Consider the following 19040-nt stretch of genomic DNA (forward strand, 5'->3'; position numbering starts at 1 on the left):
CAAACGAAAGGGACCGTCATGAAACTGCAAGACCTCGATATCATCGTGACGGCCCCGCCCGCCCCCGGCTGGGGCGGGCGCTATTGGATATTGGTCAAACTGACCACCGACACCGGCATAACCGGCTGGGGCGAATGCTATGCCGCCAGCGTCGGGCCCGACGCGATGCGCGCGGTGATCGAAGATGTCTTTGCCCGCCATATGCAGGGCGAAAACCCCGAGAATATCGAGCTGATGTTCCGCCGCGCCTATTCCGCGGGCTTCACCCAGCGGCCAGACCTGACGGTCATGGGCGCGTTTTCGGGGCTTGAGATCGCCTGTTGGGACATCTTGGGCAAGGACCGCGACCGCCCGGTGCATGCGCTGATCGGCGGGCGCACCAATGACCGGGTGCGCGGCTATACCTACCTCTACCCGCTGCCGCATCACAGCATGGCGGATTTCTGGACCTCGCCCGAGATGGCGGCGGAATCGGCGGCGGATTGCGTGGCGCGCGGCTATACGGCGGTGAAATTCGACCCCGCTGGCCCCTATACGCTGCGCGGCGGGCATATGCCTGCGATGTCGGACATCAGCACCTCGGCGGCGTTCTGCAAGGCCATCCGAGAGGCGGTGGGCGACCGCGCCGACCTGCTGTTTGGCACCCATGGGCAGTTCACCACCGCGGGCGCAATCCGGCTGGGCCAAGCGATCGAACCCTATAGCCCGCTGTGGTACGAAGAGCCGATCCCGCCAGACGCGCCTGAGCAGATGGCCAAGGTCGCACGCGGCGTGCGCATTCCGGTGGCAACGGGCGAGCGGTTGACGACAAAGGCCGAATTCGCGCCTTTGTTGCGGGCGGGCGCGGCGGAGATCCTGCAACCGGCCCTGGGCCGTGTGGGCGGCATCGCGGAGGCCAAGAAGATCGCCACCATGGCCGAGGTGTACAACGCGCAAGTGGCGCCGCATCTCTATGCCGGACCGGTGGAATGGGCCGCGAATGTGCAGCTTGCCACCGCCATCCCGAACATCCTGATGTGCGAATGTATTGAGACGCCGTTCCATGACCAATTGATCAAAGGGTCGATCCGGGTGGAGGACGGTTTTATCACCGCCCCCAAAGCGCCCGGTCTGGGGATCGAAGTGGATGAGGCGCTGGCCCGCGCGCATCCCTATACAGGCGATGGCCTGCATCTGGAGATGCGTGAAGAGCCTTGCGATTATGTGAATGGGAATAATTTCCAAGGCGGCGCACCGGCGGATAGCCACTAAGGGCCATCGCCTGCCCGCGGGTCGGCGATCCAACGTGCCTTCGTGCCGCTTTATGGTTCAACCATGATGTGCTTGAGCAATGTGCCACCCAGCCTCAACAAATCGCCTACCCGGTCGCACCGAAGGTGCGCCCAGCATATTCTGGCACGCCTTCGGCGTGACGGGCGGGCAGGCGATGGCCCGGCGCCTGCGGCTTGTTCCGGGCCGGGTGGCAGAAGCTAACCCTACCCCAGCAAGTCCCGCGCCGCAGCGACAATCCCCTCCCGCGAGGGCAACGTCGCCGCATAAGCCGGCCCCGTGGCGATGAAACTGTCCTCCGCCGTAAGCCGAGCAAACTTTGCCACACCACGCTCAGCCATCAGCGCCATCAGCGCCTCGGCCTGCCCACCCGTGCGGCGGCATTCGTCGACGATCAGCACCGGACGATCCCCGATGGCCTCGATCAACGCATCCTCCGGCAAAGGCGCCAGCCAGCGCAGGTCGATCACCCGCGCGTCGACACCTGTCTCGGCGAGATCCCGCGCCGCCTGCTGGCTCAGGTAATGCCCGTTGCCGTAGCTCACGATCGCCAGATCGCTGCCCGCGCCCGTGACCCCGACCTCGCCCAGCCCGATCCGCCGGTCCGGCGCCGGGTAGGTCCGCATCCAGCCGCCGTCCCCGGCCTCCATCAGGTCGCGCATCGGGTAGAGCGCAATGGGCTCGACAAAGACCACCACCCGCTGTTCCTCCCGCGCCAGACGATGCGCCTCGCGCAGCATCATCGCGGCGTCGTCCCCTGCCGAGGGGCAGGCGATGATAATGCCGGGAATGTCGCGCAACACGGCCAGCGAATTGTCGTTGTGGAAATGCCCGCCGAACCCTTTCTGATAGCCCAGCCCCGCGATGCGCAGCACCATCGGGTTGCTCCACTGCCCGTCTGAGAAGAAGGGCAGCGTCGCCGCCTCGCCGCGCAGCTGGTCCTCGGCATTGTGCAGATAAGCGAGGAACTGGATCTCCGGCATCGGCACGAAGCCGTTGTGCGCCATGCCGATGGCGAGGCCGAGGATGCTCTGCTCGTCCAGCAGCGTGTCGATCACCCGCCCGGGGCCAAAGCGGTTCTGTAGCTTCTGGGTGACGCCGTAAACGCCCCCCTTTCGGCCCACATCCTCGCCCATCAGCATGGTCTCGGGATGCGAGAGCATCAGGTCGTGCAGCGCCCAGTTGATCAGCCGCGACATCGGCTGGGGGTTGTCCATCTGCCCCATATCGCTGCCAAAGGTCTCGGCCCGCGCCTCGGCGCTCGGCCCGTTGCTCGGCACGCAGTCGCGCTTTGGCGGCACGAGGCTCGCCATTACGTCCGACGCTGTCTTGAGCCGAGGCCGTTTCACCACTTCCTCCGCAGCCTTGGCCACCGCATCCTGCGTATCGCGGTAGATCGCCATCGCCTCCTCGGCAGACGCCCCGGCCTCCACCAGCAGCCGCGCGGAATGCAGCAGCGGATCGTTGGCCTCATCTGCCTCCACCTCGGCGCGGGGCAGATAGGAGGTCGCTACATCCGCCCCGGCATGGCCATAGAGCCGCACGGTGCGCAGATGCAGGAACGCCGGCTTGCGGTGCACGCGCACGTAATCCGCCGCCTCTTTCGCCGCCGCATAGGCCGCGTGCAGATCGAGCCCGTCGCCCTCGAAATACTTCAGCCCCGGTCGGGCAGACATCGACGCCTTGATCCAGCCCGTCGGCGTCTTGGTCGAGATGCCGATGCCGTTGTCCTCGCAAACGAAGAGTAGCGGCAGCGGCACGCCCTGCACGGCGGTCCAGCAGGCAGCGTTGATCGCCCCCTGCGCCGTGGAATGATTGGCCGAGGCGTCGCCGAAGCTGCACATGGCAATGCCATCGCGCGGCAGGATCGCGTGCTCAGGCCGGTGCCGCCGCGCCATACCGATGGAATGCGCCGCCCCCACCGCCTTGGGCAGATGGCTGGCAATGGTCGAGGTCTGCGGCGGGATCATCAGTGGGCGCGAGCCCAAGACCTTGTGCCGCCCGCCGCTGGTCGGATCCTCCGCCGAACAGGCAAAACTGAGCAGCATGTCGCGCATCATATCCTGCCCACCCGCCTGATCGGCCCGGGCGATTTGGAAGGCCGCATCGCGGTAATGCAGGAAAGCGATGTCATCAACGCGCAGCGCCGCCGCAACCGCCGCCATCCCCTCGTGGCCTGAGGAGCCGATGGTGTAGAACCCCTGCCCCTCCTGCTGCATCACACGGCTTTGCAGATCGAGCGCTCGGCTCAGCACCTGCGCGCGGTAGAGCTGCGTTAACTGGTCGCGATCAAGCGCCTTTTGGGGGGAGGTGGAATCGGGAAAATCCCCCGCCGCGACGCGACGGAGGAAGTTCTCATGAACGATGGCAACGCGGTCCATGGGGCCTCTTAAAATAGAAATTAATCGCTCTCGGCGAAAGCATGTCGGCCAGAAAGAAAGGCGCCGCCCCTCTTTCTGGCCATAAGTATTTTCGGTGGCCGGGGGGAGTGCCCCCCGAAGCCATTGTTTAGAAGAACGCCTGCAGGCCGGTCTGGGCGCGGCCCAGGATCAGCGCGTGCACATCATGGGTGCCCTCGTAGGTGTTCACCGTCTCAAGGTTCATCATGTGGCGGATCACTTGGAATTCGCCCGAGATGCCGTTGCCGCCGTGCATGTCACGCGACATGCGGGCCACGTCCAGCGCCTTGCCGCAGTTGTTGCGCTTGACGATAGAGATCATCTCAGGCGCGGCGTTGGCGGCATCCATCAGGCGGCCCACTTGCAGGGAGCCCTGAAGGCCGAGCGAAATCTCGGTCATCATGTCCGCGAGCTTCTTCTGGAACAGCTGCGTTTGCGCCAGCGGCTTGTTGAACTGCTTGCGGTCCAGCCCGTATTGCAGCGCGGCGTGCCAGCAGAACTCGGCAGCACCCATCGCGCCCCAAGAGATGCCGTAGCGGGCGCGGTTAAGGCAGCCGAAGGGGCCTTTCAGGCCTTCTACATGCGGCAGCAGCGCATCTTCACCGACTTCAACACCGTCCATGACGATCTCGCCGGTGATCGAGGCGCGCAAGGAAAGCTTGTTGCCGACCTTCGGCGCGCTCAGGCCCTTCATGCCCTTCTCCAGCACGAAGCCGCGGATCTTGCCGTCATGCGCTTCGGACTTGGCCCAAACCACAAAGACATCGGCGATGGGGGAGTTCGAGATCCACATCTTGGAGCCGGTCAGCTTGTAGCCCGTGTCGGTCTTCACGGCGCGGGTTTTCATGCCCGCGGGGTCGGAACCCGCATCGGGCTCGGTCAGGCCAAAGCATCCGATCCATTCGCCCGAGCAGAGCTTGGGCAGGTATTTCTGGCGCTGTTCTTCGGAGCCATAGGCATAGATCGGGTACATGACGAGGCTCGCCTGCACCGACATCATCGACCGGTAGCCACTGTCCACGCGCTCGACCTCACGCGCGACGAGACCGTAGGAGACATAGCTGCCGCCCAGACCGCCGTATTCCTCGGGGATGGTGACGCCAAGAAGGCCCATCTCGCCCATCTCGCGGAAGATCTCGGGGTCGGTCTTTTCCTCGGCAAAGGCTTCGATAACACGCGGTTGCAGCTTTTCCTGCGCATAGGCGCGAGCGGAATCGCGGATCATGCGCTCGTCTTCGGTCAACTGGCTGTCGAGGCGGAAGGGATCCTGCCAATCGAAGGTTCCGAGATCGGGTTTGTCCTTGGCGCGCAGCTTGGGGGCGACAGCGGTCATGATGCATCCTTTCGGGTGATGTGATTTGCGGCAGTATTGCAAATCGGCGGCGCGAACTCTATCGCTGCTTTGTCCTGAGTTCATGAGAAAAAGTCATATGATCGCGCCGCGCCGCTTCCTGCCTTCGATCTCGGCCCTGCTGTCTTTCGAGGCGGTCGTGCGGCTCGGCACCGCCACGGCGGCGGCGCAGGAATTGAACCTCACGCAGAGCGCGGTGAGCCGTCAGATCAAGACGCTGGAGGAACAGCTGGGCGTGACGCTGATGATCCGTCAGGGCCGCCGTCTGACCCCGACGCAGGCGGGATTGGATTATGTAACGCAGGTGCGCGACATCCTGAACCGACTGGCGCAGGCCTCGGTCTCGGCCCGGACGAACCCTACGGGGGGCACGTTGAATTTGGCGATCCTGCCTGCCTTCGGGATGCATTGGCTGGCCCCGCGCCTGCGCGATTTCGCGCGGGATCACCCGGAGGTGACGGTGAACCTATCGACCCGGCTGCGGCCCTTTGCCTTTGCGGGCAGCCGATTCGACGCCGCCATTCATTTTGGTCATGAAGATTGGCCCGGCGTGCGCTACCTGCCGCTTTTGCCGGAAACGGTGGTGGCGGTCTGCGCGCCCGATCTGCTGCCCGCACCCTTGGAGGATGCACGCGACGTGCGCCATCTGCCGCTGCTTCACCTAGAGACCCGCCCGCGCGGATGGGCGCGCTGGCTGTCCTCGCTCGGGGTGACGGATGAGCCGCCCGGCGGCATGATGTTCGACCAGTTCTCGACCATGGCGCAGGCGGCCATTCACGGGCTGGGGGTGGCGCTGCTGCCGACCTTCTTCGCCCGCCCCTACCTGCGCGACGGGCAATTGGTGCTGGCCGCTTCACCGACCACGCAAAGCATCGGGAACTACTACCTCGTCTGGCCCGACGACCGGGATGAGACGGCGGCGCTTGCGTCATTCCGTGGCTGGCTGGCCCAGCAGGCGGAGCCTGCGACGGCGGGGTGAGCCGCGCAAGGCTGGCCCAAGTTATGCCGCATTTACCTTGTAAGAAACCGGCTAACCCGCCCGCATCGGGCGTTCCAAAGGAGCAGATGATGCCAAGTTCATACCGCAAAAGCACCGGCGCTCTGGCCCTTGCCCTGAGCCTCTGCGCCGCTGGCGCCACGGCCGAAAGCCGCAACGTGCTGATCGTCGACGGCGCCTATTTCCCATCGCTGTCCCATGTGCAGCCGGGCGATCAGGTGGTCTTTACCAACAACGCCACCGGCAGCCATACGATCACCGGCGAGGATGAGGCTTGGACCAGCGGCCCGATCCCCGTGAACGGCAGCTACACGCTCGACATCACCGCACAGACCCCGACGCGTTTCAGCGGGCAGACTTTGGAAGAGCCTGCTTTCGAAGGGGCGATCAGCTTCGACTGAGCCCGCAGCAGCATGAGCCACTCAAGGCCCCGCTTGTGACAGCGGGGCTTTGTCGTTTCAGCGCTTGGCCTTATTGGGCAAAGACGCGGTCCATATCGGCGAAACCCTTGACCTCGATCGGATTGCCCGACGGGTCGCGGAAGAACATGGTCGCTTGCTCGCCCGGCTCCCCTTCGAAACGCAGCGAAGGTTCGATTACGAAGTCGACCTCTGCGCCCTTCAGCCGCTCCGCCAGCGCCTTCCAATCCTCCATCCGCAGGACGATGCCCAGATGCGGCATCGGCACCATATGCTCACCGACCTTGCCGGTGGCCTCTGTCTTAAAAGGCTCGCCCAAATGCATGGAGATCTGGTGGCCGAAGAAGGAATAATCGACCCAAGTTTCGGTCGAACGGCCTTCGGTGCAGCCCAGCACATCGCCGTAGAAGGCGCGGGTCTCGTCAAGGTCGCGGACGTTATAGGCAAGGTGGAAGGGGGTGAGCATAGCGGTCTCCTGTTTGGTTGCCGCATGTGTATCCCTTGGCGGGAAAGGTGCAAGGGGCTGGCTTGCGGGGGGCGCGCAGCTTGGGCATCAGCCCGAAAGCAAGGGCGTAGGCCCTGCCCGGCTATTCACAAACAAAAAGGGCGCACCCCGCTGGACGCGCCCACTCGCTAAGGCCCGAGGCCCTTACTTCATCTTGATGCGGCCATCGGTGTAGGGCTTGTAGCTGCCGTTCTTCGCCAGATACTCCGCCGTCACATCCGCCAGATCGGGGCCGAAATCATAGGCATTCTCGGCGTCCTTGAACATCGCGTAGCCGTCGCCGCCATTGCGGACATAGTTGTTGGACACGGCGCCATAGGTCTTTTCGGGATCAATCGGTTCGCCACCCACCATCACATCGCTGATGCGGCTGCCGGGCTCGGCCTTGGGATCAAAGGTATAAGACATGCCCGCCACCTGCGGGAAACGGCCCGCGCCGTCTTCCAACTGGCTCACCCCGTTTTCCAGCGCTTCGAGCAGGGTCGCGCCGCTAATCTGGAAGGTCGAGAGCGTGTTCTGGAACGGCAGCACGGTCAGCACCTCGCCCATGGTCACCTCACCCGCGTCGATGGAGGCGCGCAGACCGCCCGCGTTGGAGATCGCCACGTCGATGCCCTGATCCTTCACCCGGTCCAGCATCGCGTCAGAGACAAGGTTGCCCATCGCACATTCCTGCGCGCGGCAGATGTCACGGCTGCCTTCGATGGTTTCCGACGTCTCGGCCACGACCTTCTGGCGCAGCTCCTCCAGCGGGGCGGCGCGTTCGGCCACCAGATCGACCGTCGCCTGATCCTCTTCGACCGAGGCGTCGAGCAGGATCGGATCGCCGGAAATCGCGGTCACCTCCCCCGCGTCGTCGAAGGTGACATTCACCTCGCCCAGATACTTGCTGTAGGCATAGGCCTGTACGATCGGCACGTCGTTGACCATGGTCGGGTAAGCGCCCTCGGCCCGTTCCTCGCTGTTGCTCAGAAGCGTGTGGGAATGGCCGCCGACGATCAGGTCGACGCCGGTCAACTCCTCGGCCAGCCGCTTGTCGCCCGCCAGCCCGATGTGGGTGAGCAGGATGATCTTGTTAACCCCATCCTCGGTCAGCGCGTCGATCTCGGCCTGTGCCGCGTCGGCTGCGGGGGAGAAGATCACCTCCGCCCCGGGCGAGGAGGTTTCGGGCGTATCTTCGGCAAGGACGGAAACGATGCCGATCCGCTCCCCACCAACCTCAACCACGGTGGATTTGCCGATCTCGCCCTCCAGCCCCTCGACACCGCTCACGTCGATATTGGCCGAGAGCACGGGGAAATCGACCTTGGCCACGAAATCGGCCAGCCCCTCGGGGCCGTCGTCAAACTCGTGGTTACCAACGGCCATCACGTCATAGTCGAGCTTTGACATGAACTCGGCCGCCATGTCGCCCTTGTAGCGCGTGTAGAAAAGCGAGCCTTGGAACCAGTCGCCCGCATCCAGCAGCAGGTGGTTCTCGCCCGCGCGTTCGCGGGCGGCTTCGATGGCGGTAACCATCCGCGCGACACCGCCAAAGCATTTGCCCTCGGCATTATCCTCGGCGCTGCAGGGGCCGTCATATTTGCTGATCGGCTCGAACCGGTCATGGAAATCATTGGTATGCAGAATGGTCAGATTATATTCAGCCGCCGCCATGCCGCTGGTCAAAGCCAGCGCGGCGGTCGCGGTCAGGAATCGTTTCATGATAGTTCCCCTGTTGCTTGTTATGCCGGTATCGTGGCGCGGGGTTTGGCCCGTGTCAAAGGTCATATGACCTGCCCTATGGTCACCCGCGGGTCTTGACCCCGCCCCGCCCGGCGGGCATCAGAAGCCATGCTGATTTTCAAGATATTCCGCGCAGACGAATGGGCTGCGCTGCGCAAGAATGGGGTCTCGGACGGGGCGCCGATCGACGTTACCGATGGCTATGTGCATTTCTCCACCGCCGAACAGGCGGCGGAAACCGCTGCCAAACATTTCAAGGGGGAGGACGGCCTGTTCCTGCTCGCGCTAGAGGCCGACGCTCTGGGCGATGCGCTGGAATGGGAGCCGTCGCGGGGCGGCGCGCTTTTCCCCCATCTCTACCGCCCGCTCAAGATCGAAGACGTGGTTTGGGCGCAGCCCTTGCCGCTGGTGGATGGCGTGCATGAATTCCCCGCAGGATTGGGCGAGGCCAGCAAATGACGCCGCTCTTGGAAAGGCTGGGCCTGCGGGCGCTGCACCGGGTCGATCCCGAAGCGGCCCATGGTCTGGCGATCCGCGCGCTGCGCGCAGGGCTTGCGCCCGCGCCGGGGCCGCAGACTTCGGCGCGGCTGCACACCACGCTTGCCGGGCTGGACCTGCCGAACCCGGTTGGGCTGGCGGCGGGGTTTGACAAGAACGCCACCGCAATCGCCCCCCTCTCCCGCGCCGGGTTTGGCTTTGTCGAAGTGGGGGCCGCCACGCCCCTGCCCCAGCCCGGCAATCCGCGCCCGCGCCTGTTTCGCCTGACCGAGGACCGCGCCGCGATCAACCGTTTCGGCTTTAACAACGAGGGGATGGAAGCGATCTGCGCCCGGCTTTCGCGCCGTGGCGCGGGGGTGCCGGTGGGGTTGAACCTTGGTGCGAACAAGACCAGCAAAGACCGGGCCGCCGACTTTGCCCGCGTGATGACCGCCGCGCGCAATCACGTCGATTTCGCGACGGTCAATGTCTCGTCCCCCAATACCGAGAAGCTGCGCGACCTTCAGGGCAAGGCGGCGCTCTCGGCCCTGCTCGAAGGGGTGATGGACGTGCGCGGCGCCACGCCGGTTTTCCTGAAAATCGCCCCCGATCTCAGCGAAGCCGAGATTGAGGATGTGGCCGAGGTTGCCCAAAAATCGGGCGTTGCTGCCATCATCGCGACCAATACCACGCTTGACCGGACTGGCCTTGCCAGCGCCCATGCAGGCGAAGCGGGTGGTCTGTCGGGTGCGCCGCTGTTCGACCGCTCGACCCGCGTCTTGGCGCGGCTGGCGGGGCTGACGGATATTCCGCTGATCGGCGTCGGCGGGGTGTCGGACGCGCAGACCGCCTATGCCAAGATCTGCGCGGGGGCCTCTGCCCTGCAACTTTACACCGCGCTGGTCTTCGGCGGTCTCGGACTGGTGCGAGAGATCACCACCGGGCTGGATGCACTCTTGGCCCGCGACGGTTTCGCTAACGTGGCCGAGGCCGTGGGCAGCAAACGCGAGGATTGGCTATGATCACCCTATGGCATAACCCGCGCTGTTCGAAATCGCGGCAGACGCTGGCGCTGATCGAAGCGGCGGGGGTGGAAGCAACCCTCCGCCGCTACCTCGAAGACGCGCCGACACGGGATGAGGTCATCGCCGCCCGCGACACCCTTGGTTTGCCTGCGATCAAGATGATGCGGACGGGCGAGAAGCTGTTCAAAGAGCTGGGCCTGAGCAAGGACAGCCCCGAAGAGGCTCTGATCGACGCCATGGCCGCCCATCCGATCCTGATCGAACGCCCCATCGCCTTTGCCAATGGCCGCGCTGTGATCGGCCGCCCGCCCGAAGCGGTGCAGGCGCTGCTCTAGCCCGCCGCGCGCTCCAACGCCGGATAGCGCAGCGCCAAGGTGATGCCGCGCACCACGAAGGACACCAGAAGCGATATCCAAAGCCCGTGATTGCCCAAGCTCGGCACCAATGCCAGCGCGGTCACGGCAAAGATCAGAAACGACACCAGCATCATATTGCGCATGTCGCGCGACCGCGTGGCGCCGATGAAGATGCCGTCGAACATATAGGCCGCACAGCCCAGCAGCGGCGCCGCGACCATATAGGGCAGATAGACCCGGGCGAGCTCTTGCACCTGCGGGGCCTTGGCCATCAGGTCGATAATCGCGCCACCGCTGGCGGCAAAGACCACCGCCAACAGCAGGCTAACCAACAGCGCCCAAGCGGAGGTCAGCACCGCCCCGCGCCGCAGCACATCACGCTGCCCCGCGCCGTAGGCCCGGCCAATGATCGCCTCGGCGGCGAAGGCGAAACCGTCCAGCCCGTAGGAGGTGATCATCAGGAATTGCAGCAGCACCTGATTGGCCGCCAAGGTCACATCGCCCAAGCCCGACCCCATGAAGAGAAAGGAGACAAAGATCGCCTGCAACAAAAGCGAGCGGATCAGGATATCGGTGTTCACCTGCATCATGCGCGTCCAGCGCGGCCCGTCAAAGACCTGCGCCCAATCGCGCCACGCCACCCCTGCGAAAGCCGCGCGGCAGAACCACAGGCCCAAGGCCGCGCCGCTCCACTCCGCAAGGAAGGTGGCGATGGCCACGCCCTCCACGCCCCAGCCGAGGCCCAGGACGAACCACAGATCCAGCAGAATGTTCAGCCCGTTCATCCAGACCTGCAACACCAGCACGGCGCGGCTGCGCTCCTGCGCGATGAGCCAGCCCGTGATCGCATAGATCGAGATCGCGGCGGGGGCAGACCAGATGCGGATCGCCATATATTGCCGCGCCAGCCCCTCGACCTCGGGCGATCCGGGGGCGATCTGGAACGAGGCCCAGAAAAGCGGCCATTGCAGCGCCATCAAGGCCAGCCCCGCCCCCGCGCCGATCAAAAGCCCGCGCGTCAGCAGCGCGGCGACCTCGCCCTCTTCGCCATTGCCCGCCGCCTGCGCGGTGAGGCCCACCGTGCCCATCCGCAGAAAGCCGAAAATCCAGTAGAGCGCCGAGAGGATGATCGCCCCCAGCCCCACCGCGCCAATCGGGGCAGCGGCGCCCATCTGCCCCACCACGCCGGTATCGACCGCGCCGAGGATCGGCACGGTGGCGTTGGAGATGACAATGGGAACCGCGATCTTGAGCACGCGGCGGTGGGTCACCACATCACGCGCCGCCAGCGTGCCACGCTCAACCGCGCGCACCTCTGCCTCGGTCAGCGGCTCTGTCTCTGATTGCGGCTCAGCCACGCCGTTGCGGCATCAGGAAATGGCCTGTGGCCTGCGCGAAAATACGGCTGCGGTTATCCTGCCATGCCTCGACATGGACGCTGGCATAGCGCCGCCCCGACCGGTTGATCCGCGCCCGCGCATAGGCATCGCGCGGCAGGCCCGACCGCAGGTAATCCACGGTGAAATCGATCGTCTTGGGCAGCCGCGGCAAGTGGTCGGCATCCAGATTGTCCAGATCGAGCGCGCCGCTTTCCATGTCCTCCCAGATCAGCCCCCAGCTGAGGGTGATGATCGCGGTCGCCTCAAGAAAGGCCGCCGTGGCCCCGCCATGCAGGGCGGGCAGGATCGGGTTGCCGATCAGTTGCTCGGAAAAGGGCATGATGCCGGTCAGCTCATCGCCACGGCGCTCGAACTCGATGCCCAGAAAGCGGATGTAGGGCACGCCTTCGACCATGGCGCGCAGCACCCCGTCGCGGCGTTGCTTGATGACCTGAACCGGCTCCGGCTTGCGACGTGTGGTCATGTGTGCCCCTCCACGGTGAAAGTGCCGGTCGCCGTGGCGACAAGGTTGTCGGCGTCCTCATCCGTCGTCGTGGCCCGCACGAAGGCGACCGAACGGGTGACGTGATAGCAGGTCGCGCGGGTGATGATCGTCTGCCCCGGTGTGGCGGCGCGCAGATATTCGATCCTAAGATCCATCGTGGCGGTGGCCGCCGGGTTGCTCGGATGGCTCATCACCGCAGCCCCGCAGCAAGTGTCCATCAGCGCTGAGACCGCCCCGCCGCTGATCACCCCGGTCTGCGGGTCGCCGATCAGCTTGTCGTCATAGGGCATGGTGATCACGGCAGAGCCATCGCCCAACTCCTGCAACTCCATCCCCAGAGCCAAGGAATGGGGCAGCGCCTGAATGAACTGTCGCGCCAGCTTTAATTTGTCAGACATGCAACCCAACCCTCTGCCTCTGGTTTTGTCCTTTATCAGGGCGAGATAGCCAAAGGGCAAGACCGCCTGTTGCGCATCCCCGCGCGTGACCATAGTTTGCCGGAAGGGAGAAGATGCTTTGGACGATGAACGCCTGACATTCAAAGAGATGTGCGCGGCATTTGACGTGACGCCACGCACGTTGCGCTATTACGAGTATATCGAATTGCTGCAACCGCACCGTGAGGGGCGCTCGCGTTTCTATGGCCCACGCGAACGGGCGCGGATGAAGCTGATCCTGCGGGGCCGCAAGTTCGGCTTCGCGCTGGAGGACATCCGCCAGTGGCTGCTGATCTACGAAAAAGAGGGGACCGAGGCGCAGATGCGCACTTGGGTCACCATGGCCGATGGTCAATTGGAAGAACTGGCCGAGCAGCGCCGCCAGTTGGACGAAGCCATGGCGGAATTGCAAAAACTGCGCGACGACACCGCCGCGGCCATCGCCTCGGACAAGAGCTGAGCGGCGGGCTCAGCGGCTGTTGCGCTGCGCCAACTGCCCGATGAGCATCTGCAAATCCGCCGTGATGCGGATGAGATCGGACACCACATCCGCGCTCGCGTCTCCGGCCAGATCGAATGCGCCGTTTTCGATGGTCTCGGACGCGCCTTTCAGCTCTGCAACCACGCGCGCGCGCGTTTCTACCACGGAACCGTTTTCAGCCCCGCTACCTGTCTGCTCTTGTTTTTCTGACATGCCTGGTGCCTCTTTAGGTCGAGCGCCCGCACCTACAGCCCCCACGACGTGGGGTCATGTCACGCAGTCACGCGACAGCGACGCGAGGTCAACCTTGCCCTAGGGCGCGCCCTCTTTCGGGCGGCGCAGCAGCCCTGCCCCCAGCCCGCGAATGGCCGCGGTGGTGCGGTCATTCACCTCAAGTTTGGAGAAAATCCGCCGCACAATCGTATCGACTGTATGAGGCGAAATCCCAAGTATCTCGGCAATGACCCCGTTGCTCTTGCCCGTGGCGATCCATTCCAACACCTCAACCTCGCGCGGGGACAGGCCGAAATCACGCGGCGATTGGCTTTCGGCCAAGGCGCAATAGCGCAGATGCGCGATCTGGGCGGCGCTGAGAAGTTTGTACAACGCCTCCGGCGACAGACGCGCCTGTTTGGCGGAAAACCCCAGTCCTACCACGGCGGAATCCCTGCCCGGGCCATGCACCCTGAGCGAAATGCCATCATTCGGATAGCGCCGCATCAACCCTTTCATATAGTGATTTTCCGCAGCAGTCAGCCGCGCGGTGCGGGCCACATCCGACCAGTAGATCGGCATCACCTGCTGCCGGGCCAGCGCCTCCACCGGGCTTTCGCGCAGCTTTTCCACATCCAAAAACTGCGAATGCCACTGCGCCCCCACCGCGCCCTTCCCGTCGAACTGATAAAGGATCGCGGGCGCGCCGGGGCTGTCCCCGTGATAGCTGACCAGATCGATCTCAAACCGTTGAAAATAGCCAAGACCGCAGGCCAAAATGCCCGCCGCACTCGTGGCGTTCTGCGCGCAGTGGACCAGCCCGTCCAGCGTCTTCGGCCCATTTTGATCGAAGTTTGCCATCTCCTACCCGTTTTGCTGCCCAGCGCCGTGGCGGCGGCACGCGCCCGATCCTCTTTCAAACCTAAAGGAAATTACCCTGCGCATAAAGTGACGCAACGTATCACTTACGTCAACGTCAACTCCCATTGTATCAGAAATGCCAGCCCCCAACTGAAGTCTCGAAACGACGATTGGAGAGTGATGAGATGACCGCCGACACGCTGACCATTCGCCAGATGTGCGACGCTTTCGAAGTGACACCCCGCACCCTGCGGTTCTACGAAGCGAAAGAGCTGCTCTTCCCATTGCGCGAGGGCCAGAAACGCCTGTTCACCAAAAGCGATCGCGCCCGGCTCAAGCTGATCCTGCGCGGCAAGCGCTTTGGCTTCAGCCTCGAAGAAATTCGCCAGCTGCTCGACCTTTATCATATGGGCGACCAGCAACAGACGCAGATCGCCGCGGCCTATGAGATCGCCCGCGCCCGTCTGACCGACCTCGAGTCGCGCCGCGAAGAGCTGAACGAGGCCATCGAAGACCTCAAGGACCAGTTGAAATGGGGGGAAAAGATGATCGCCTCCATGAACCAACCCCGCCGCGCCGCCGAATAGCCCCGGCGACGCCGCCCCTCACATCCATAAAAAGACGACCCGGAGAGCAAAGATGCCCAGTTACACAGCCCCCACCAAAGACCTGCAATTCGTTCTGCACGACGTGCTGAAGGTGACCGAAAGCAAGACCCCCGGCTATGATGAGCTGGAGCCTGATTTCACCTCCGCCATCCTAGAAGAGGCGGGCAAGCTCACCTCCGAAGTGCTCGCTCCGCTGAACGTCGTGGGCGACAAGGAAGGCTGCCGTCTGGAGAACGGCGTCGTCTATACGCCCAAGGGGTTTAAGGAAGCCTTTGAAAAAGTGAAAGAAGGCGGCTGGCCCGGCCTCGACATGCCCGAAGCCTACGGCGGGCAGAACATGCCCTACGTCCTCGGTACCGCCGTGGGCGAGATGTTTTCGGCGGCGAACCAAGCCTTCACCATGTACCAAGGCCTGACGCATGGCGCGGCCTCGGCGATCCTTGCCCATGGCACCGACGCACAGAAGGACACATACCTGCCCAAGATGGTCTCCTGCGAGTGGACCGGCACCATGAACCTGACCGAGCCGCATTGCGGCACCGATCTGGGCCTGATGCGCACCAAGGCGGCCCCGCAGGACGATGGCAGCTACAAGATCTCTGGCCAGAAGATCTTCATCTCCTCCGGTGAGCATGACATGGCCGACAACATCATCCACCTCGTGTTGGCCAAGATCGAAGGCGGGCCTGAGGGCATCAAGGGCGTGTCGCTCTTCATCGTGCCGAAGTTCATGGTCAACGAAGATGGATCTTTGGGGGAGCGTAACGGCGTCTCCGTCGGCTCCATCGAAGAGAAAATGGGCATCCACGGCAACTCCACCTGCGTGATGAACTACGACGGCGCCACTGGCTATCTGCTGGGGACCGAACACAAGGGCATGCGCGCCATGTTCACCATGATGAACGAAGCCCGCGTCGGCGTCGGCATGCAGGGTCTGGCACAGGCCGAGGTGGCCTATCAAAACGCGCTGGAATACGCCAAGGACCGCCTGCAGGGCCGTGCCGTCACCGGTGCCGTCGCCCCCGAAAAGCCCGCCGATCCGCTGATCGTGCATCCCGACATCCGCCGTTCGCTGATGGACCAGAAAAGCTTCGTCGAAGCCGCCCGTGCCTTCATCCTCTGGGGGGCCACGATGATCGACGCGGCGCACCGCGCCGAGGATAAGGACGCCGATGGCCTCGTGTCGCTGCTCACCCCGGTCATCAAGGGCTTCTTGACCGACCAAGGCTACGACATGACCGTAAAGGCGCAGCAGGTCTACGGCGGCCACGGCTATATCGAGGAATGGGGCATGTCCCAATTCACCCGTGACGCCCGCATCGCCCAGATCTACGAAGGGGCCAATGGCGTGCAGGCGCTTGATCTCGTGGGCCGCAAACTGGCGCAGGACGGCGGCAAGCACGTCATGGCCTTCTTCGACCTCGTGAAGGGCTTCATCAAGGACAACGCAGGCCAAAACGCCGAATTCGACGCGGCCTTCCTTGAGCCCCTGAAGGCGGCCAGCAAGGACCTGCAATCGGCGGGCATGTACTTCATGCAGAACGGCATGAAGAACCCCAACAACGCGCTCGCCGGGTCCAATGACTTCATGCATATGTTCGGTCATGTCTGCCTCGGCCTGATGTGGGCCAAGATGGGTCTGGCGGCGAAAGAAGCATTGAAGAACGGCAGCGGCGACGCCACCTTCTACGAGACCAAGCTTGCCACCGGCCGCTACTATATGGCGCGCCAACTGCCCGCCACGGCCTTGCACCTGACCCGCATCCAATCGGGCGCGGATACGGTCATGGCGCTGGAGGCCGCAAACTTCTAAAACGGGGGGTGGGGGCAAGCCCCCCGCCCTGCCCAACACCCGGAGAGACCATGCCCAAACGCTTCCGCCTGACCCGCCGCTTCCCCGTCGCCATGACCGAGGAGGGCTACCGCAGGCTGAAGAAGTTCAGCACCGACGCAGGTCTTGATGAGGGGGAAGCGCTGTCGTTCCTGTTCGAGAATTTCAACTCGGTCATGAACGAGGAAAACCTGATCGCGCGGCTGCGCCTGTTCAACGCCGAACTGGACGCCCGCAAACGCTGAACCCTTGGGGAGGGGGCCAGAAGATGCAGACCAAAACATCCAGCTGGATGACCGAAGAACACCAGATGATCGCCGACATGACGGCGCAGTTCATCAACACCGAATGGGCGCCGCATTTCGAGAAATGGCGCAAGCAGGGCCAGATGGACCGCGACACATGGGCCCAGGCCGGAGAGCTCGGCCTGCTCTGCCCCTCGGTCCCCGAAGAATACGGCGGCGCTGGTGGCGACTTCGGCCATGAGGCGGCGATCCTCATCGAAGGCTCCCGCGCCAACCTCGCCTCCTGGGGCCACGGCATCCACTCGGGCATCGTTGCGCATTACATCCTCGCCTATGGCACCGAGGACCAGAAAAAACGCTGGCTGCCCAAGATGGTCTCGGGCGAGCTGGTCGGCGCACTGGCGATGACCGAACCCTCGACCGGCTCGGACGTGCAGCGCATCAAGACCAAGGCGATCCGCGAGGGCAACGCCTACAAGCTCTCGGGCCAAAAGACCTTCATCACCAACGGCCAGCACGCCAACCTGATCATCGTGGCGGCCAAGACCGACCCCAAGGAAGGCTCCAAGGGTGTCAGCCTCGTCGTCGTGGAGACCGACAAGGCCGAAGGCTTCCAGCGCGGCCGCAACCTCGACAAGATCGGCCTGCATGCCGCCGACACCTCCGAGCTCTTCTTCGACAATGTCGAAATCCCCCCCGAGAACATCCTTGGCCAGGACGAGGGCCAGGGCTTCTACCAGATGATGCAGCAGCTGCCGCAGGAACGCCTGATCATCGGCTGCGGCGCGGTCGGCGCCATGGAAGGCGCCGTGGCGCGCACGATACAATACTGCAAGGAACGCGAAGCCTTCGGCGGCCCGCTGACCCAGTTCCAGAACACCCGCTTCCAACTCGCCGAGGTCAAAACCAAGACCGCGGTGGCCCGCGCCTTCCTCGACGAATGTATCGCGGAACACCTGCGCGGCGAACTCAGCGTCGACAAGGCGGCGATGCAGAAATACTGGCTCACCGATACCCAAGGCGAGGTGCTGGATGTCTGCTTGCAGATGCACGGCGGCTACGGCTTCATGCAGGAATATGCCGTCGGCGAAATGTGGGCCGATGCGCGGGTGCAGCGCATTTACGGCGGCACCAATGAGATCATGAAGGAACTGATCGCGCGCAACCTCTAGCCGCGCGCGGGTCGAAACACCGGTGCAGAGGTATTTGAAAAAGGATGAAGATAAGGCGCCCCCTGTCCCCTTCATCCTTTCATAAATACCGTCCGACATTACAGCGGGCGCCGACATAAGAGGAGGAACGACAGGTGACCATACAGCTTTATTGCTTTGGCGAATCGGGCAACGCCTACAAGGCGGCGCTGGCGCTCGAATTGTCGGGGCTCGACTGGGAGCCGGTGAAGGTGGACTTCTTCGGTGGCCAGACGCGCCAGCCCGACTACCGCGCGCAGATCAATAACATGGGCGAGGCGCCGGTGATGATCGACGGCGATCTGCGGCTCACCCAATCGGGCGTGATTCAGGATTACGTCGCGGAAAAGACGAGCAAATTCGGCGGGCGCGACGCGACGGAACGGCGCGAAATCCTGCGTTGGGTGCTATGGGATAACCACAAGCTTAGCTCCGTTGCCGGGATGACCCGTTTTCTGATGAACTTCCTGCCCGAAGACAAACGTCCCGCCGAGGTCATCGCCTTTAATCAAGGCCGGCTCAAGGCGGCCTATGGCGTGCTGAACGACCATCTCGACGGCCGCGACTGGATCGTGGGCGACGACATCACCAACGCGGATCTCAGTTGCTGCGGGTATCTTTATTACCCCGAGCCCTTTGGCTTTGACCGCAGCGACTGGCCGCATATCGACGCGTGGCTTACGCGTCTGAGCGAAACGCCGGGCTGGAAAGCCCCGTATGATTTGATGCCCGGCAGCCCTGCTGACCGCGCCTGACCCGGAGGACAT

21 protein-coding genes are annotated in these 19040 nt (G+C 63.8%); 12 read left to right on the plus strand and 9 right to left on the minus strand.

The window, feature by feature from the left end:
* Positions 1–18: 18 nt before the first annotated feature.
* A complete protein-coding gene (locus tag J7392_RS14300) occupies positions 19–1251 on the plus strand; it encodes a mandelate racemase/muconate lactonizing enzyme family protein (protein WP_209218204.1) in 1233 nt (410 codons plus the stop codon).
* 224 nt (positions 1252–1475) lie between these two features.
* On the opposite strand, the gene J7392_RS14305 is transcribed toward J7392_RS14300, so the two are convergent.
* Positions 1476–3650: a thiamine pyrophosphate-dependent enzyme gene (locus J7392_RS14305; protein WP_209218205.1), complete on the minus strand. Its 2175-nt coding sequence runs from the start codon at positions 3648–3650 to the stop codon at positions 1476–1478.
* Between the two features lie 127 nt (positions 3651–3777).
* Positions 3778–5001 (minus strand): acyl-CoA dehydrogenase, encoded by a 1224-nt coding sequence (locus J7392_RS14310; protein WP_209218206.1) that lies wholly within the window; start codon positions 4999–5001, stop codon positions 3778–3780.
* Between the two features lie 97 nt (positions 5002–5098).
* On the opposite strand from J7392_RS14310, the gene J7392_RS14315 reads away from it, so the two are divergent.
* Both J7392_RS14315 and J7392_RS14320 read left to right on the plus strand, forming a co-directional pair.
* Entirely contained in the window at positions 5099–5998 is a 900-nt protein-coding gene (locus J7392_RS14315; protein ID WP_067263618.1) for a LysR substrate-binding domain-containing protein, read from the plus strand.
* 89 nt (positions 5999–6087) lie between these two features.
* A complete protein-coding gene (locus J7392_RS14320; RefSeq protein WP_209218207.1) occupies positions 6088–6417 on the plus strand; it encodes a hypothetical protein in 330 nt (109 codons plus the stop codon).
* Positions 6418–6487: 70 nt separating this feature from the next.
* On the opposite strand, the gene J7392_RS14325 is transcribed toward J7392_RS14320, so the two are convergent.
* Positions 6488–6901 (minus strand): VOC family protein, encoded by a 414-nt coding sequence (locus J7392_RS14325; protein ID WP_209218208.1) that lies wholly within the window; start codon positions 6899–6901, stop codon positions 6488–6490.
* A gap of 183 nt (positions 6902–7084) precedes the next feature.
* Entirely contained in the window at positions 7085–8644 is a 1560-nt protein-coding gene (locus J7392_RS14330) for a bifunctional metallophosphatase/5'-nucleotidase (RefSeq protein WP_209218209.1), read from the minus strand.
* Between the two features lie 129 nt (positions 8645–8773).
* Here J7392_RS14330 and J7392_RS14335 point away from each other — a divergent pair, with 129 nt between their 5' ends.
* The 3 genes from J7392_RS14335 to arsC are packed head-to-tail and all read left to right on the plus strand — an operon-like array spanning position 8774 to position 10502.
* Positions 8774–9124 carry a DUF952 domain-containing protein gene (locus tag J7392_RS14335; RefSeq protein WP_209218210.1) on the plus strand — a complete coding sequence of 117 codons (351 nt, stop codon included), beginning with the start codon at positions 8774–8776 and terminating at the stop codon, positions 9122–9124.
* Positions 9121–10164 carry a quinone-dependent dihydroorotate dehydrogenase gene (locus tag J7392_RS14340; protein ID WP_209218211.1) on the plus strand — a complete coding sequence of 348 codons (1044 nt, stop codon included), beginning with the start codon at positions 9121–9123 and terminating at the stop codon, positions 10162–10164. The genes J7392_RS14335 and J7392_RS14340 overlap by 4 nt, the downstream gene beginning before the upstream one ends.
* A complete protein-coding gene (gene arsC / locus J7392_RS14345) occupies positions 10161–10502 on the plus strand; it encodes an arsenate reductase (glutaredoxin) (RefSeq protein ID WP_209218212.1) in 342 nt (113 codons plus the stop codon). The genes J7392_RS14340 and arsC overlap by 4 nt, the downstream gene beginning before the upstream one ends.
* Here the strand turns inward: arsC and J7392_RS14350 are convergent.
* The 3 genes from J7392_RS14350 to J7392_RS14360 are packed head-to-tail and all read right to left on the minus strand — an operon-like array spanning position 10499 to position 12805.
* Positions 10499–11836: an MATE family efflux transporter gene (locus J7392_RS14350; RefSeq protein ID WP_209218391.1), complete on the minus strand. Its 1338-nt coding sequence runs from the start codon at positions 11834–11836 to the stop codon at positions 10499–10501. The genes arsC and J7392_RS14350 overlap by 4 nt on opposite strands.
* 37 nt (positions 11837–11873) lie before the next feature.
* Positions 11874–12386 carry a PaaI family thioesterase gene (locus tag J7392_RS14355; protein ID WP_209218213.1) on the minus strand — a complete coding sequence of 171 codons (513 nt, stop codon included), beginning with the start codon at positions 12384–12386 and terminating at the stop codon, positions 11874–11876.
* Positions 12383–12805, minus strand: coding sequence for a PaaI family thioesterase (locus J7392_RS14360; protein ID WP_209218214.1), 423 nt, complete (start codon positions 12803–12805; stop codon positions 12383–12385). The genes J7392_RS14355 and J7392_RS14360 overlap by 4 nt, the downstream gene beginning before the upstream one ends.
* 118 nt (positions 12806–12923) lie before the next feature.
* Here J7392_RS14360 and J7392_RS14365 point away from each other — a divergent pair, with 118 nt between their 5' ends.
* Entirely contained in the window at positions 12924–13304 is a 381-nt protein-coding gene (locus tag J7392_RS14365) for a MerR family DNA-binding transcriptional regulator (protein WP_209218215.1), read from the plus strand.
* 9 nt (positions 13305–13313) lie between these two features.
* Here the strand turns inward: J7392_RS14365 and J7392_RS14370 are convergent, their stop codons facing one another.
* Positions 13314–13538, minus strand: a complete 225-nt coding sequence (locus J7392_RS14370) for a hypothetical protein (protein WP_209218216.1) — start codon at positions 13536–13538, stop codon at positions 13314–13316.
* 99 nt (positions 13539–13637) lie between these two features.
* On the minus strand, positions 13638–14399 hold the full coding sequence (locus tag J7392_RS14375) for a LuxR family transcriptional regulator (protein WP_209218217.1): 762 nt from the start codon (positions 14397–14399) through the stop codon (positions 13638–13640).
* Between the two features lie 185 nt (positions 14400–14584).
* Between J7392_RS14375 and J7392_RS14380 the strand changes: the two genes are divergently transcribed.
* From J7392_RS14380 to J7392_RS14400, 5 genes are all read left to right on the plus strand, one after another.
* Positions 14585–14986, plus strand: coding sequence for a MerR family DNA-binding transcriptional regulator (locus tag J7392_RS14380; protein WP_209218218.1), 402 nt, complete (start codon positions 14585–14587; stop codon positions 14984–14986).
* Positions 14987–15038: 52 nt separating this feature from the next.
* A complete protein-coding gene (locus tag J7392_RS14385) occupies positions 15039–16820 on the plus strand; it encodes an acyl-CoA dehydrogenase C-terminal domain-containing protein (RefSeq protein WP_209218219.1) in 1782 nt (593 codons plus the stop codon).
* A gap of 50 nt (positions 16821–16870) precedes the next feature.
* Positions 16871–17083: a hypothetical protein gene (locus J7392_RS14390; RefSeq protein WP_067261198.1), complete on the plus strand. Its 213-nt coding sequence runs from the start codon at positions 16871–16873 to the stop codon at positions 17081–17083.
* A 23-nt stretch (positions 17084–17106) separates the two neighbouring features.
* Positions 17107–18255: an acyl-CoA dehydrogenase family protein gene (locus tag J7392_RS14395; protein WP_209218220.1), complete on the plus strand. Its 1149-nt coding sequence runs from the start codon at positions 17107–17109 to the stop codon at positions 18253–18255.
* 134 nt (positions 18256–18389) lie between these two features.
* On the plus strand, positions 18390–19028 hold the full coding sequence (locus J7392_RS14400; RefSeq protein WP_209218221.1) for a glutathione S-transferase family protein: 639 nt from the start codon (positions 18390–18392) through the stop codon (positions 19026–19028).
* Positions 19029–19040: the final 12 nt, after the last annotated feature.

The sequence above is a fragment of the Sulfitobacter sp. R18_1 genome (assembly GCF_017743915.1).
GTDB classification, from domain to species: Bacteria; Pseudomonadota; Alphaproteobacteria; order Rhodobacterales; family Rhodobacteraceae; genus Sulfitobacter; species Sulfitobacter faviae.